Below are 14,365 nucleotides of genomic sequence, written 5' to 3'. Positions count from 1 at the left end.
GAAGGACCTGGGGACGCGTGCGGGGTGTCGGGGGGGGCGACCACGCGTCCCCAGGGGCTCACTCAGCGGTAGTTGACCGCCACGTTGCTCGGCAGGCCCACATAGGGGAACTTGTCGCCGAAGCGAACGTCGTTCTTGTCCACCCGGTCGCCCTTGGCGAGTGCCGGCACGAGCTTGCCGGTCAGGGCCGCGCCCACGACCGCCTGGATCTCGATGTCCACGACGTCGTCGGTGAGCCTGCGCCCGTTCGGGAACCCTTGCAGGTCACCGCCGAGCACACCGAGCCGGTTGGGCTTCGCCGACACCGGCGTGGACATGTTGAGCCGCAACATCTCCGACGGCGTGAACTTCTTCGGGTCCACGTCGGCGTTGTTCAGCTGCGAGTTGAGATCGGCCTTGATCGGGCCGCCCGCCTTCGTGGTGATCCCGGTCAGGAAGATCTCCACCAGGTCGGCCCGCGGCGTCTTCGGCGCCGGAATGCCGTAGATCGCCTGGATCAGCCGCGCCAGCTCCGGGTCGTTCACCCGGTCCAGCAACGCCTGCACCTTCCCGTCGTTCACCGGTTCCAGGCCGTTGAACGCGTCCTTGATGGGCGCCGACGCCACGACCTCGTTGACCAGCGGGTTGCCCAGCCTCGACACCTGCACGAACGGACCCTGCGGGGTCGCCTTGCCGGGTTCGAGCTTGAGCGAGCGCCGCTCGGTGTCGCTCCACACGCCGATCACCGGGTTGCGCGTCGGGTCGCCCTTCAGCGCGAGCATCGTCTTGGGCACCTGGATGGCGACGGTGTTGACGTTGTAGCCCATCAGGGTGTCCTGGTTGACCTCCTTCAGGTTTCCGCCGTAGAGGAGGTCGAACACCCGCAGGTCCAGGAAGAACGAGTCCTCCGCCGGTCCCACGTAGACCTGACCGCCGCCTGGGATCTTCAACGTGGCCTGGTCCCTGATCGCCCCGAAGTTCGGGAACGACGCGGGCCCGGTGTTCGACGGCGCCGCACGACCGTTGCGCACGAGCGTCATCGTCTTGCCGGGCTCGATGAGCTCCAGGTTGTAGTTCTGGCGGAACAACAGGTTGTCGTCGTTGATCGAGGTGACGGGCCCGTTGTTGTAGAGGAAGGTCGGCGACTTGCCACCGCGCCGGTCGTCGGTGGTGAACGTGAACCGGAAGGTCTTGTCCGGCACCGCATCGCCGTCGGCGTCGATGTTGACGTCGTACCTGGCGTCCGTGGCCCACGGGTAGAAGTTGGGGCCACCGTTGGGTTCCTGCAGTCCGAACCAGTTCGCGATGAGCGTCACGGTGTCGGGTCTGTCCGGGCTGGTGAACGCGTACACGTCGGTGTTGTCCACCGCCGGGTCCGCCGCGATCAGCGGTGCTTCGCGGTGGCTGGACGCCTGCGCCGCCGGCACCGCCGCCGCTATCGCGACCACAACGACGGCGATCGCACCGCGCTGTAATCGCTTCTTGTTGCTAGTTGGCATTGTCCTGCTCCCTTCCCACGGCCGGGGATTCGGAAGCAGGACGCCTGCCGGTTCGAGCGTTATTTTTCTGTTATTCGGCGGCTTTCGGTGCCACAACGGTGCCGCGAGCCCGCGTTACGACGATCGGCTCAACGAGCACGTCCGCCGCCGAAGGACCGCGATCGGGCGCCGAACGGCACACCACGCGTGCCTCGAACACGATCTCGCGCGAGCGCTTTCCTATGCGCACCAACGTCGCCGTGGCCTCGACGACGTCGCCTGCCTGGATCGGTGCCGCGAACTCGACCGAGCTGTACCCCGCGAACAGCCCCTCGTCCGAGTCCGTGTGGATGAGCAGCTCGGTGGCGACGTCGCCGAACATGCCGAGCCCGTACGCGCCGTCGACGAGGTTGCCGCCGTAGTGCGCGTGCGAGTGCGGCACGTAACGGCGGTGCGTCACGGAAAAGCCTTCGACCAAAGCCCCGCTCACGCGGCGACCCCCTTCTTCTCCTGCATCGCGTGCACCAGATAGCTCGCGACCTCCCCCGGAGTCGTACCCCGGGAGAACACGCGATCCACCCCCAACTCGGAGGCCATCAGCGGATCGAACCGCGGTCCGCCGGCCACCAGCAGCGGGCGCTTGTCCCCCATCGCCTCGCGGAACGCCGCGGACATCTCCTGCGTGTTCAGGATGTGCGCGTCCCGCTGGGTCACGACCTGGGAGATCAGCACGGCGTCGGCCTTCTCCGCGCGTGCGCTGCGGACCAGTTCGGGAACGGAGACCTGCGCGCCGAGGTTCACGACCTTCAGCTCGCGGTAGTACTCCAGGCCCTTCTCGCCCGCGAACCCCTTGATGTTGAGGATCGCGTCGATGCCCACGGTGTGCGCGTCCGTGCCGATGCAGCCGCCGACGACGACCAGCTTGCGGCGCAACACCTTCTTCAGCGTGGTGTTGACCTCGGCCGGGCTGAGCAACGGGTACTCGCGCTCGACGACCTTGACCTCGTCGAGGTCCACGAGGTGCTTGACCGAGCCGTAGACGACGAAGAACGTGAAGTTGTCGCCGATGGGGTTCGAGTGGACCACCATCGCGGGGTCCATGCCCATCTTGTTCGCGAGCTGCTGCGCCGCGCCGTCCGCCTTGGGGCCGAAGGGGATCGGCAGGGTGAACGACGTCTGGATCATGCCGTCGCCGGTGGTGTCGCCGTACGGCCGGACGTACCTGCTCATGCCTGTGCCTCCAGCATCTCGCTCGCCGGGTTGAAGTACGCCTCTGCCTTCTCGATGACGCCGTCCGCGCCCTTGCCCTTGTCCGCCGGACGCTTCATCAGGCCGAACGTGCCGTCCGCGATCGCGTTCAGCAGGCCGTCGTCGACGATTCGTTCGAGGAGGTCCACGGCCTCGCCGAGCACCTGGTGCGCGCGCTTGACGATCAGGCCGTCCGGTGCCGGGCGGAAGTCCTCGGCGAGGCTGCCCGCCGCGTTGAGCACGTACCGCACGTTCTGCAGCGCGAGGTCGCGGTCGGACAGGAACGGTGTGACCACCGCTTCCGTCATCATGCCGACGAGCAGAATGGACTGTCCTGTTAGGACACCAGCGAGGTTGAAGAACCCGTCCAGCAGATAGCCGTTGAACACGTCACCGGTCATGTGCTTGGTCGGCGGCATCCACTTCAACGGCGCGTCCGGGAAGAGCTCGCGGGCCAGCAGCGCGTGCGCGAGTTCGAGTCGGAACGAGTCGGGCACCTTCGGGTTGATCTCGAAGGCGTGCCCGAGGCCCAGCAGGTGGTCGGGCAGTCCCGCCTCGTGGGCGAAGTGCTCGTTGAGGAGCTGGCTCACCGTCACCGTGTGGGCGGCGTCGACGGCGTCCGCGGTGGTGAGGTAGTTGTCCTCGCCGGTGTTGATGATGATGCCGGCGCGGGCGTGGACCTGGCGGGAGAAGCGCTGGTCGACGAACGTGCGGATCGGGTTGATGTCGCGGAACAGGATGCCGTACATCGAGTCGTTCAACATCATGTCGAGCCGCTGCAGGCCCGCCAGGACCGCGATCTCGGGCATGCACAGGCCGGAAGCGTAGTTGGTCAGCCGCACGTACCGGCCGACCTCCTTCGACACGTCGTCCAGCGCCGCCCGCATGATCCGGAAGTTCTCCTGCGTGGCGTACGTGCCCGCGAACCCGTGGTGCGTGGCACCTTCCGGCACGTAGTCCAAAAGGGACTGTCCGGTCGAGCGGATCACCGCGATGATGTCGGCGCCCGCCCGTGCCGCGTTCTGGGCCTGGACGACGTCCTCGTCGATGTCGCCGGTCGCGACGATCAGGTAGATCCACGGGCGCTGTGCGGGGTCACCCCACTTCGCGACGAGCTTGTCGCGCTGGGCCTTGTTGCGGTCGACCGTCTTGAGGCCCTTCGACACCGCGGACGTGGCGGCTTTGCGGGCCGCCGTCAGGTCCTTGCCCGTGGGGATCCCGAACTGGATCTGACCGGCCGCAGTGGCTTCCGCGAGTTCGGTGAGGGTGCCGAGGTTGTGCTGGCGCAGCGCGTGGAACGCCGGGAGCACCACGCCGTGCTCCAGCCCGCACTGCTCGCGCACCGTGTCGATCACGCGGTTGACCCACGGCACGTCACCGGCGCGGTGGGTGGAGTCCGCGCCGGTGATGCCGGCCAGGCGGAGTGTGGCGCGCTCGACGGCGACGGTGGTGTGCGCCTTCGCGAGGGACACCACCGGTTCCGCCGCCCGCGCCGCGAGTTTGCGCGCGGTGGCGACGACCTTGGGGTCGAGGTCGAGCAACGCCATGAGTCACTTCCTCTCGTAAATTGTCCGGCCGTTCAGCACGGTTCGCACGCAGACGGGCGCGGGACCGGTGAGATCGGGCAGTCCGGGAACCCCGGAGCGGGGGTCGGTCGACCAGCGCTGCACCCGCGAGTCGCTCGCCGCCACGACGAGGTCGCCGGTCTCCCACACCGCGTAGGTCGCGGGCGCGCCGGGCTGAAGGGTGCCGGTCAGGCCGTCGTCCACGCCCGCCGCACGCCAGCCGCCACGGGTGTGCGCGGTGAACGCGGCGCGGGGCGAGATGCCGAAGCCCTCGGTGCGGTGATGAACAGCCGCCTTGACCGCGGCCCACGGGTCGATCGCGGTCACCGGGGTGTCCGAGCCGAACGCCAGCACCACCCCGGCCGCGGCAAGACGTGAAAAGGGGTTCAGCCCCACTCCGCGCTCGGCCCCGAGGCGCTGAACGTACATTCCGGCCTCGCCGCCCCACTCAGCGTCGAAAAGAGGCTGTACGGAGGCGATGACGCCCCACCCGGCCAATTTCTGCGCCTGCTCCGCGGAGACCATCTCGACGTGCTCCAGACGGTGGCGGGCACTCGCCAGGGTGGGCGCGCCGAGCACCTTCTCGGCCCGCTCGAAGCCGTCGATCACGGCGGCCATGCCGGCGTCGCCGATCACGTGGAAGCCCGCCTGGAGGCCCTGCTCGGTGCACCGGACGAGGTGGTCCGCGATCTGCTGTCCGTCCAGGTAGAGCGCGCCGGTGGTGTCCGCGTCGGCGTAGGGCTCGGTGAGGGCGGCGGTGCGGGAGCCGATCGCGCCGTCGACGAAGTGGTCACCGGCCAGGCCGCGGACCTCGACGCCGGGCAGTTCGTGGGCACCCCAGTAGGCGACGACCTCGGGGCCGTCCGTGTGCGCGAGGAGTTCGCGGAGATCGTCCTCGCCGGAGATGTCCGGGCCGGCGCACTCGTGGACACTTGCGATGCCCTTCGAGGCGGCGTGGCTCAGGAAGGTCTGCTGTGCGGCCTGACGCTGCTCAGGCGTGATCGCCGCCTTGGCGACGCCACGCACGTGATGGTGCGCTGCGCGCGCGAGAGGACCTTCTGCGTCGTACCCGTCGGCGTTCTTCGTTTCGTCGGTGATCAGGTTCGACGAGACCAGCGCCGAGTGCACGTCGATGCGCGACAGGTAGACGGTCTTGCCGCCGGCCGCCTCGTCGATCTCCGCACGCGACGGCGGACGGTTCTCCGGCCATCGGGTCTCGTCCCAGCCGTGACCCCACACGAGAGGCCCTTCGGCTTGGCGTACCTGATCGAGAAGTTCTTGCGCGGAACCCGTGCGGGTCAGGTCGAGACCGGTCAGCAGCAGACCGGCACTGGTGGCGTGCACGTGCGCGTCGACGAACGCGGGCGCCACGAACGCGCCGTTCAGCTCGATGACCTCCGCGTCCGGGTGCAGCGCGCGGCCGACCGAGTCCTGTCCGATCCACACGACGACGCCGTCCGTGACAGCCATCGCCGTCGCATCCGGTGCGTAGATGCGGCCACCGACCAAAAGTTGCGTACTCACGTCACGCAGTCTGCCGTTGCTCGAACAACGCCCGCACACCCGGCTGGGTCCGGACCAGGTCCAACGCGAAGGCGGCGTGACCAGGCACATACCCGTTGCCGACCAGCATCTCCACGTCGGCCGCCAGCCCCTCGGCCCCGAGGGCGGCGGCGCTGAACGAGGTCGCCATCGAGAAGAAGATCACGGTCCCGCCGTCCGCGGTCGCGAGGATGGCGCCGTGCTCGCACCCCGGCACGTCCACACACACGACCGTGACATCAACCTGCTTGCCGACCGCTTCGGCCACGGCGACGGGGTTGCGCGCGTCCGCGATCACGACCTCGTCCGCGAGGCCCGACTTCCTGACCTGCTCGGCTTCCTTCTCGGTCGGGACGAGCGCGACGAGTCGTTGCGCACCTGCCTGACGCGCGGCCGCAAGAGAGAGCGACCCAGACTTGCCGCCACCGCCGAGCACGAGGACAGACGCGCCGGGGTGCTTCCTGACCACACGGTCGGTCAGCGCCGGTGCACCACACACGTCCAGCACGGACAGCGCGAGCTCGTTCGACATGTCGTCCGGCAACACGGCCGCGATCGACCGCCCGAACAGCACCGCGGTCCCGCGGCACGGCACCTGCTCGTCCTCGCCGCTCCAGTCCTGCAGCCCGTCGTTGATCTTCAACGGCGTGAGCGTGAGGCTGACCAGCGTCGCGATCCGGTCGCCGGCCTTAAGCCCGAGTGGCGACTCCGGCCCCACCTCGAGGACCGTGCCGAGCAACATGCCGCCCGAGCCGGTGACCGGGTTCTGCATCTTGCCGCGCTCACCGACGATGTCCAGCACGGCCTGCCGAACGGCCGCACCGCTGCCATGCTGCTCCCTGAGCTGCCGGAACGACGCCGCGTCCAGGTTGAGCCGCTCGACCGCGACGATCACCTCGTCGGCGGCGGGGACGGGTTCCGCGTCCAGCCGCCACGCCTGCTGCGGCAGGACGCCCTGGGGCTCTAGGACGCGGTGCAGTCCGTACGCGCTCACCTGAAAATCCTTCGGTCGACGACGCTGTCTCGAAGATATCTTCACGTGAAGCGTAAAGATCCCGCAAGCATCACTCGGTAACGAGGCGGAACCAGCGGCAGTCGTAGGGCGCGAGATCGACCTTCGCGCCGATCTTCGCCGTCCTCACCTTCCCGCCGGTCAGCAGGTCCGTGAGGGCGCCTTCGGCCGGAACCCGCACGCTGACCTCGCGGTCCGCGAAGTTGTGCACGGCGATCACCGAGCCGCCGTCGCAGTCCGCACGATGGGCGAACACGGTCGGATCGCCGACGTCGAGCACCTTGACATCGCCCCACGCCAGCTCCGGGCACTCCCGGTAGACCTGGATCAGTTGACGCAGCCAGGTCAGCAACGACTCGGGGTCGTGGCGCTGCTCCCCCGCCTTCTCCCAGTCCATCGGGACGCGCACCGCGAGCCTGCCCTCCAGCGACAGGTCCTCCACCAGGCCGATCTCCTCGCCGTAGAACAGCACCGGGGTGCCCGGCAGCGTGAACAACAGGCTGTAGACCATCCGGATGCGGCGCTGGTCGCCGCCGAGCATGCTCGGCAACCGGCGGCGCAGGCCACGGCCGTAGAGCTGGTGCTCGGGCTTCGGGCCGAAAGCCTTGAAGACCTCCTGCCGTTCGTCGTCGGGCAGCTTGTCCAGGGTCAGCTCGTCGTGGTTGCGCACGAACGTCGCCCAGTGGCCGTCGCGGGGTGGCTGCGGGCGTTCCTGCAGGGCCTTGACCAGCGGGCCGGTCGAGTGGCGGGCCAGCGCCAGGTACATCGCCTGCATGCCCACGAAGTCGAAGCACATCGTCAGCTCGTCGCCGACGCCCTGGCCGTAGAAGGCCATCGTGTCCTTGTACGGCAGGTTGACCTCGCCGAGCAGGACGCCTTCGCCGTTGCGGCGGTTGAGGAACGCGCGCAGGTCGGTGAGGTAGTCGTGCGGGTCGGGCAACGAGAGGGCGTCCGTGGCGTCGTTGGGTTCCAGCAGGAACGGGACGGCGTCGACGCGGAAGCCGCTCAGCCCCAGTTCCATCCAGAAGCCCATGATCCGGGCGATCTCGTCGCGCACCTCGGGGTTGGAGACGTTCAGGTCCGGTTGGTGCTTGTAGAAGCGGTGCAGGTAGTACTTGCCGACCTCCTCGTCGTACTCCCAGAGGGAGTTCTCCTTGTCCGGGAACGTGATCCCCTGCGGGCCGTCGGTCTGCGGCTCGTCGGCCCAGACGTACCAGTCGCGCTTGTCCGGGTCGTGGAACCACGGGTGCTGGTCGGACGTGTGGTTGACGACGAGGTCCGCGATCACGCGCATGCCCCGGTCACGGGCGGCGCGGACGAACTCCACGAAGTCGCCGAGCGAGCCCAGGCGCGGGTCGACGCCGTAGAAGTCCGTGATGTCGTAGCCGTCGTCGCGTTCGGGCGTCGGGTAGAAGGGCATCAGCCACACACACGTGACGCCCAGGGCGTGGAGGTGGTCGATGCGTTCGGTGCAGCCGCGGAAACCGTTGTCGGAGAACGTTTCCACGTCGAGGCAGTAGAGGACGGCGTTCTTCCACCAGACGTCGGACGTGCGGATCATCTCGTCACCTCCGGGAGCACGTGCTCGCCGAACGCGTCGACGAACGGGATCAGGTCCTGGCCGACGTGGTGCAGGTAGATCTCCTCGAACCCCAGCGAGGCGTACTGGAACAGCTGCTCGGTGTGCCACTTCAGGTCCGAGGACACGTCGACGACCTCGGCGACCTGCTGCGGGGTGACGTGCTCGGCGATGACGTCGAAGTGCTCCGGCAGCTCCAGGTCCCAGCACACGGGCGGACGGAACACGTTCGAGCGCCACTGTTCGTGCGCGATCTTCAGCGCGGTGTCGTCGTCTTGTGCCCAGCTCAGGTGCACCTGCAGGTGGAGCTTGCCGCGACCGCCGGCGTCCCGGTACGCGTCGACCAGTTCGCGCAGGCGATCGGGCGGGGCGTTGACGGTGATCAGTCCGTCGGCCCACTCGGCGCACCAGCGGGCGGTCTTCGCGCTCACCGCCGCGCCGATCAGCAGCGGGGGTTCGGGTGGCCGGGTCCAGAGTTTGGCGCGGTCGACCCGGATCAGGCCGTCGTGGCTGACCTCCTCGCCGTTCAGGAGTGCGCGGATCACGTCGACGCACTCTCTCAGCCGCGCGGTGCGGACGTCCTTGCGCGGCCAGCCGTCACCGGTGATGTGCTCGTTGCTGGCCTCGCCGGTGCCCAGCGCGGCCCAGAACCGGCCGGGGTACATCGCGGCGAGCGTGCCGATGGCCTGGGCGGTGATGGCCGGGTGGTAGCGCTGGCCCGGGGCCGTGACCACGCCGAACGGCAGGTCGGTGGCCTGGAGTGCGGCGCCGAGCCAGGACCAGGCGTACCCGGACTGACCCTGGCGCGCGCTCCACGGTGAGAAGTGGTCGGAGCTCATCGCGGCTTGGAAGCCGGCCTCCTCGGCCCTGTGCACGGCGGCGAGCAGGTCGGTGGGGTGGATCTGCTCATGTGACGCGTGGATGCCGTAGAGGGTCATGCGACTTCAGGTACCCACAGAAGAGTTCAAGAAAGCGTTGAACCGAACCTGAACGGCATCCGTGTGTTCGTCAACGCCCTCGAAGCGGAGGAGGAACGGCGATGTTCAACGAGACGCGGGTCGGGACCGCCACCATCGTTGAGTTCATTCGGCCGGACGGCTCGGTCGAGCCGATGAACGTCGACCTCCAGTACCGCACGGACGATCCGCATGCCGTCACGCTGCGGTTTCACACCAAAGACCAGGAGTCGACCTGGCTGGTCGGGCGCGAGCTGCTGTCCGAAGGACTGCTGGCGCCCGCGGGCATCGGCGACGTGCGGCTGCGGCCCCACCACGGCGACGTGCTCGTGCTGGAGCTCTTCACCGAGGACTCGCACGCCGTGTTCCACCTGTCGGCCGACGAGCTGCACCGGTTCCTCGAGTCGACCTACGCGGTGGTGCCGGCCGGGGGCGAGGTCCTCGACTTCGAGCTGCTGCTGAAGGACCTGCTGGCTTAGAGGCGCAGCGCCATCGTGAGCTTGTCCGCGGAGTCGATCACGCGGAACCCCAGGTGCTCCCAGAAGCCGATCGCGTGTGTGTTGTGGTGCCGCACGTGCACGTGGACGCCCTTCTCCAGGCGTTCGAGCACGGTGCGCACGAGCTTGCCGCCGAAGCCCTTGCCCTTCGCGCGCGGCAGCAAGTTCGCGTGCATGTGCGCCGGATAGTCCAGCACCAACACCAGGTCGGCCCGCGCCGGCCTGTGGATGTGCTGCACGACCCGGTTCGCCGTTGGCGTCAGCGGATAGCGAACGCGCAGGTCAGGCCACCAGTCCCGTTCCATCCGGTCCTCGAAGGCCTCGCTGTCGGAGGCCGCGATGGCGTAACCGCAGATGCCCTCGTCGTCCTCGACGACGAACGCGAGGTCGGGCTCGAACGCCAGGTACGGGCCGACGTAGGCGTGACCGAGCAGACGCGGGTCGTCGAACAGATGGCGCGCACCCCGGCCACCATCACCGGTGTCGAGGCAGATGTCGTAGAGCGCGTCCAGGTCAGCGGGCCGGTACGCGCGGATCACGTCAGCTCGCGCCGGTCCGTGATGATCACCGGGTCGGCGTCGACGTCCACGACCTCGCCCTCGACGACCTGACCGGCCCCGAAGCGCCGCTCGTGCTCGAACTTCAGCGCGGCCGCCTCCGCCTTGCGCGCGATCCTGCGGCTCACCAGCTTGCGCGTCGGCGGGAACAGCAGGAACAGCGCCGCGACGTCGCTGATGAAGCCCGGCACCATGATCAGCGCACCGGCCGCCGCGATCAGCACGCCGTCGGCCATCTCCTGGTGCGGCTGCTGACGCTTCCACACCGCCTCGGAGAACGCGGCCATCGTCTGCGCACCCTGCCGGCGCACGAGTTGGAGGCCGACAAGGGTGCCGACCAGCAGCAACGCGATCATCCACAGCCCGCCGATGGCGTTACCCACGGCGACCATGACCGCGATCTCGGCGAACATCCCGAGCAGCAGCAGCGCGAAGAGGGGCATGCCGGTTGAACGTACGGGACGGCCCAAATGCTCCCGACCCGCCCTCCACCAGGCGTTGAGCTGAAATATTTACGGCTCGCTAGCGATGTGACAGGATATCTTTACGCGACCTCGACGCTGAGGAGTACGGATGACTGCGCTGCACGACGCCCCCACGGCGTTGGAACGGCTGGACCGCCAGCCGTACACGTACGTGCGCCGTGAGCTGGTCGAACCCGACTGGCGACGCTTCCCCGGCTGGTCACACGTGACCGAGGCGCAGTGGCGCGACGCCCAGTGGCAGCGCGTGAACTGCGTGAAGAACGTGAAGCAGCTCCGCAAGGTCGCGGGCGACCTGCTCACCGACAGGTTCTACGACGACCTGGCCGCGGACATGGAGAAGTTCGCGACCATGTCGATGCTGATCCCGCCGCAGATGTTCAACACGATGGCGGTGAACGCCGAACTTTCTCCGGACGCCTTCACCGAAGCGTTCCTGGCCGATCCGGTCCGCCGCTACATGCTGCCGGTCGCCTCCGACCGCGACCCGAACTGGCCGTCGCACCCGCACTCCCAGCGCGACTCGCTGCACGAGGCCGAGATGTGGGTCGTCGAGGGCCTGACCCACCGCTACCCCACCAAGGTCCTGGCCGAGATGGTGTCGACCTGCCCGCAGTACTGCGGCCACTGCACCCGCATGGACCTGGTCGGCAACTCGACGCCGTTGATCGACAAGCACAAGCTCTCCTTGAAGCCTGTCGACCGCCAGGACCAGATGATCGAGTACTTGAAGAAGACGCCCGGCGTGCGCGACGTCGTCGTCTCCGGCGGTGACGTGGCAAACGTGCCGTGGCCGCAGCTCGAGTCGTTCCTGATGCGCCTGCTGGACATCGAGACCGTGCGCGACATCCGCCTGGCCACCAAAGCCCTGGCCGGCCTGCCGCAGCACTGGCTCCAGCCTCGCGTCGTCGAGGGCCTGGAGCGCGTGGCCCGCACCGCTTCCCGCCGTGGCGTCAACCTCGCGATCCACACACACGTGAACCACGCCCAGTCCGTGACGCCCCTCGTCGCCGAGGCCGCGCGCACGGCTCTTGAGGTGGGCGTCCGAGACGTGCGCAACCAGGGTGTTCTGATGAAGGGCGTCAACGCCACGTCGGACGACCTGCTGGACCTTTGCTTTGCGCTGCAAGGGGAAGCGAACATCCTGCCGTACTACTTCTACATGTGCGACATGATCCCCAACGCCGAGCACTGGCGGGTGGCGGTGTGGGAGGCGCAGGAGCTGCAGCACGCGATCATGGGCTACCTGCCCGGGTACGCGACGCCGCGCATCGTGTGCGACGTGCCGTACGTCGGGAAGCGGTGGGTGCACCAGCTTGCCGAGTACGACCGCGAGCTGGGCATTTCCTACTGGACCAAGAACTACCGCACCGGGATCGAGCTCGAAGACCCCGAGGCGTTGGACCGCCGGTACCCGTACTACGACCCGATCTCCACGCTCGGCGAGTCCGGCCAGAAGTGGTGGACCGACCAGAGCTGACGAGTCACGACGAGGCCGCTTCCGGAGCAACTTCCGGAGGCGGCCTCAGTCGTTCGCGAACGAGCGATTCGCCACCGCGGCGAGCGGGCATCCAGCAGATACCGAAGGTGATCGAGAAGGCAGTGCTCTGAGGAGATCAGTGTGCGGCGGGGAGGATGATGGTGACGAACGGCACGGCCTCTTCTGATCCGGCGCACGTTCTGGAGCTGGACCGCGAGGCCGCCGATCTGGGCAGGGTTCGCAGGTGGGCGCAGGCGACGTTGTCCGGCTTGCACCAGGACGATCTCGTCGACGTGCTGCTGGTCGTCACCGAGCTCGTCACGAACGTCTACGACCACGCGCGGTTCCCGGCACGCCTCCGGTTGCGGAGGTCGGCTGGGCCGTGCCTCATCAGTGTCCTGGTCGAGGACGCCTCATCGTCGGCGCCCGTGTTGCGGCCGTCCTCGCCCGACTCGGTGCGCGGGCGTGGCATGGTGCTCGTGAACCAGCTGGCCAAGCAGTGGGGCGTTGTTCGGCGCACGGCGGGGAAGTCCGTGTGGGCCCTGGTCCCCTGTCCGCTCACGCTGTGAGTCGCTAGGCACGCCGTTGAGGTGGCAGCGAGGTGTCGCGAAGGCCGGGCAGGTTCGGGAACGACGACGAGGCCGACGGGCGCTCGGCTCAGCTCGTTTCCGCTTCGGCCAACAGCATTTCGTCCGTTGTCATGTCGATCTCGCCGCCCAGCGCGACGATCGCGATCGCGTCCTGGATCAGCACGTTGGAGAACACACCGTCCACGGCTCTGCTGGATGAGTCGTCCGTCATCACGTTCCCTCGGTCAACCGCGAGAAGAGCCAGCGCGAGCCGGCGCTCAACTCGCCTGAATGATCGACATGCGGTGACGGAGGAGTGAGATCTAAACCTGTGGGTACAGAGAGAACGCCGTGCACGTGCGTGCAAAGCACGGAAGGCCCGCCTCCGGGCGGTCCGGCCGGTACCGGCGCGGGATGTTGAGCACTACAGCTACCCGCTGCCGGTCCGGTTGAGCCGGAGTTCACCTCAGCAGGCCAAGCCTCCGCGTGGTCAACAGTCGTACCATGCACTGGCGAGCGTCGAGAAGCCTGCGCCGCAGCTTGGGCCGACGATCGAGGAGAGCTGCGGCATGGCCGATGAGATTCGAACGTTCCACCCGTCACCGGATTCTTCCCTCGACGGAGATCGGCCCGATCCCGTGGAACGTCTCGACGAGACCGCCGACGCGCTCGAGGTGCTGCGCGACGCGTTCACCGGCGAGGAATCGCTGGAAGACGCGCTGCGGCGGCTCGCGGAGACGGCGGCCAGGGCGATTCTGGACGCCGACGCGGTGACCGTCTCCGTGCTCACGCAGGACCAGCCCCGCACCGCTGCCGCCACCGACGAGCGGCTGATCGAGATCGACGAGAAGCAGTACAGCGCCGACCGCGGACCGTGCCTGGAGGCCGCCCGCACCCTCACGATCGTCCGCGCCGTCGTCGGCGAACACCGTGACGAATGGCCCGAGTTCGAGGCCGCGGCTGCGGACTGCGGCATCCGCGCCTACCTGTCCGTGCCGGTGGTGCTGCCGGCGTCAGAAAGATCCGAGGCGCGGCACGTGGGCTCGCTCAACGTCTACAGCCACACGGCCGCCGCCTTCGACCCGTTCGACGAAGGCCTGATGCGGCTCTTCACGACCGCGGCCTCCGCCACGATCACCAGCGCCCAGCGGTGGCAACGCTCCCGCGAACACATCGAGCACATGGAACGGGCACTCGTGTCGCGCGCTGTCATCGACCAGGCGAAGGGCGTGCTGATGGCCGCGCACCAGTGCACGGCCGACGAAGCGTTCCGGATGCTGGTCGAGCGGTCACAGCAGGAGAACGTCAAGCTCCGCGACGTCGCCCAGAACCTGCTGGAGACCGTGACGCGATCTGAGTGAGTGCCCAACGCCACGTCGGCAGTGACGGGTGGAACGGCAGGCGGCCGCCTCGCCGGAAGC

15 protein-coding genes are annotated in these 14,365 nt (G+C 68.2%); 4 read left to right on the top strand and 11 right to left on the bottom strand.

All coding sequences use genetic code 11. The annotated features are described in order from the left end of the window. Positions 1-62: 62 nt before the first annotated feature. From LFM09_RS39025 to LFM09_RS38990, 8 genes are all read right to left on the bottom strand, one after another. The gene (locus tag LFM09_RS39025; protein WP_414101658.1) at positions 63-1,478 is read right to left on the bottom strand and encodes a DUF4331 domain-containing protein; all 1,416 of its coding nucleotides are present in this window, start codon (positions 1,476-1,478) and stop codon (positions 63-65) included. Positions 1,479-1,548: 70 nt separating this feature from the next. After that, positions 1,549-1,917: a hotdog domain-containing protein gene (locus LFM09_RS39020; RefSeq protein WP_414101677.1), complete on the bottom strand. Its 369-nt coding sequence runs from the start codon at positions 1,915-1,917 to the stop codon at positions 1,549-1,551. A gap of 26 nt (positions 1,918-1,943) precedes the next feature. Continuing rightward, entirely contained in the window at positions 1,944-2,687 is a 744-nt protein-coding gene (locus tag LFM09_RS39015; protein ID WP_414101657.1) for an OAM dimerization domain-containing protein, read from the bottom strand. After that, positions 2,684-4,252, bottom strand: a complete 1,569-nt coding sequence (locus LFM09_RS39010; protein ID WP_414101655.1) for a lysine 5,6-aminomutase subunit alpha — start codon at positions 4,250-4,252, stop codon at positions 2,684-2,686. The genes LFM09_RS39015 and LFM09_RS39010 overlap by 4 nt, the downstream gene beginning before the upstream one ends. A 3-nt stretch (positions 4,253-4,255) precedes the next feature. Then, positions 4,256-5,803 (bottom strand): amidohydrolase, encoded by a 1,548-nt coding sequence (locus tag LFM09_RS39005; protein WP_414101676.1) that lies wholly within the window; start codon positions 5,801-5,803, stop codon positions 4,256-4,258. Beyond that, positions 5,796-6,806: an L-erythro-3,5-diaminohexanoate dehydrogenase gene (locus tag LFM09_RS39000; protein WP_414101654.1), complete on the bottom strand. Its 1,011-nt coding sequence runs from the start codon at positions 6,804-6,806 to the stop codon at positions 5,796-5,798. The genes LFM09_RS39005 and LFM09_RS39000 overlap by 8 nt, the downstream gene beginning before the upstream one ends. Positions 6,807-6,876: 70 nt before the next feature. Continuing rightward, on the bottom strand, positions 6,877-8,385 hold the full coding sequence (locus LFM09_RS38995) for an alpha-amylase family protein (protein ID WP_414101653.1): 1,509 nt from the start codon (positions 8,383-8,385) through the stop codon (positions 6,877-6,879). Then, a complete protein-coding gene (locus LFM09_RS38990) occupies positions 8,382-9,341 on the bottom strand; it encodes a TIGR03885 family FMN-dependent LLM class oxidoreductase (RefSeq protein WP_414101652.1) in 960 nt (319 codons plus the stop codon). Before LFM09_RS38990 ends, LFM09_RS38995 begins: the two co-directional genes overlap by 4 nt. 101 nt (positions 9,342-9,442) lie before the next feature. Between LFM09_RS38990 and LFM09_RS38985 the strand changes: the two genes are divergently transcribed. Continuing rightward, positions 9,443-9,838: an SsgA family sporulation/cell division regulator gene (locus tag LFM09_RS38985; protein ID WP_414101651.1), complete on the top strand. Its 396-nt coding sequence runs from the start codon at positions 9,443-9,445 to the stop codon at positions 9,836-9,838. Here LFM09_RS38985 and LFM09_RS38980 read toward each other — a convergent pair. Together LFM09_RS38980 and LFM09_RS38975 are read right to left on the bottom strand one after the other, a co-directional pair. Beyond that, positions 9,835-10,395, bottom strand: a complete 561-nt coding sequence (locus tag LFM09_RS38980) for a GNAT family N-acetyltransferase (RefSeq protein WP_414101650.1) — start codon at positions 10,393-10,395, stop codon at positions 9,835-9,837. The two genes, LFM09_RS38985 and LFM09_RS38980, sit on opposite strands and share 4 nt — an antisense overlap. Next, a complete protein-coding gene (locus LFM09_RS38975) occupies positions 10,392-10,856 on the bottom strand; it encodes an FxsA family protein (RefSeq protein ID WP_414101649.1) in 465 nt (154 codons plus the stop codon). The genes LFM09_RS38980 and LFM09_RS38975 overlap by 4 nt, the downstream gene beginning before the upstream one ends. Positions 10,857-10,986: 130 nt before the next feature. Between LFM09_RS38975 and LFM09_RS38970 the strand changes: the two genes are divergently transcribed. Together LFM09_RS38970 and LFM09_RS38965 are read left to right on the top strand one after the other, a co-directional pair. Continuing rightward, a complete protein-coding gene (locus tag LFM09_RS38970) occupies positions 10,987-12,375 on the top strand; it encodes a KamA family radical SAM protein (protein ID WP_414101648.1) in 1,389 nt (462 codons plus the stop codon). A gap of 161 nt (positions 12,376-12,536) precedes the next feature. Then, positions 12,537-12,944: an ATP-binding protein gene (locus LFM09_RS38965; RefSeq protein WP_414101647.1), complete on the top strand. Its 408-nt coding sequence runs from the start codon at positions 12,537-12,539 to the stop codon at positions 12,942-12,944. An 88-nt stretch (positions 12,945-13,032) separates the two neighbouring features. Here LFM09_RS38965 and LFM09_RS38960 read toward each other — a convergent pair whose 3' ends face one another. Further along, on the bottom strand, positions 13,033-13,176 hold the full coding sequence (locus LFM09_RS38960) for a hypothetical protein (RefSeq protein WP_414101646.1): 144 nt from the start codon (positions 13,174-13,176) through the stop codon (positions 13,033-13,035). Positions 13,177-13,513: 337 nt separating this feature from the next. On the opposite strand from LFM09_RS38960, the gene LFM09_RS38955 reads away from it, so the two are divergent. Further along, entirely contained in the window at positions 13,514-14,305 is a 792-nt protein-coding gene (locus tag LFM09_RS38955) for an ANTAR domain-containing response regulator (RefSeq protein WP_414101645.1), read from the top strand. Positions 14,306-14,365: the final 60 nt, after the last annotated feature.

Origin of the sequence: Lentzea alba (assembly GCF_047445655.1) — a bacterium.
GTDB classification, from domain to species: Bacteria; Actinomycetota; Actinomycetes; order Mycobacteriales; family Pseudonocardiaceae; genus Lentzea; species Lentzea alba_A.
The sequence above is the reverse complement of the archived record's forward strand: the minus strand, read 5'-3'. Positions and strand labels throughout refer to the sequence as shown.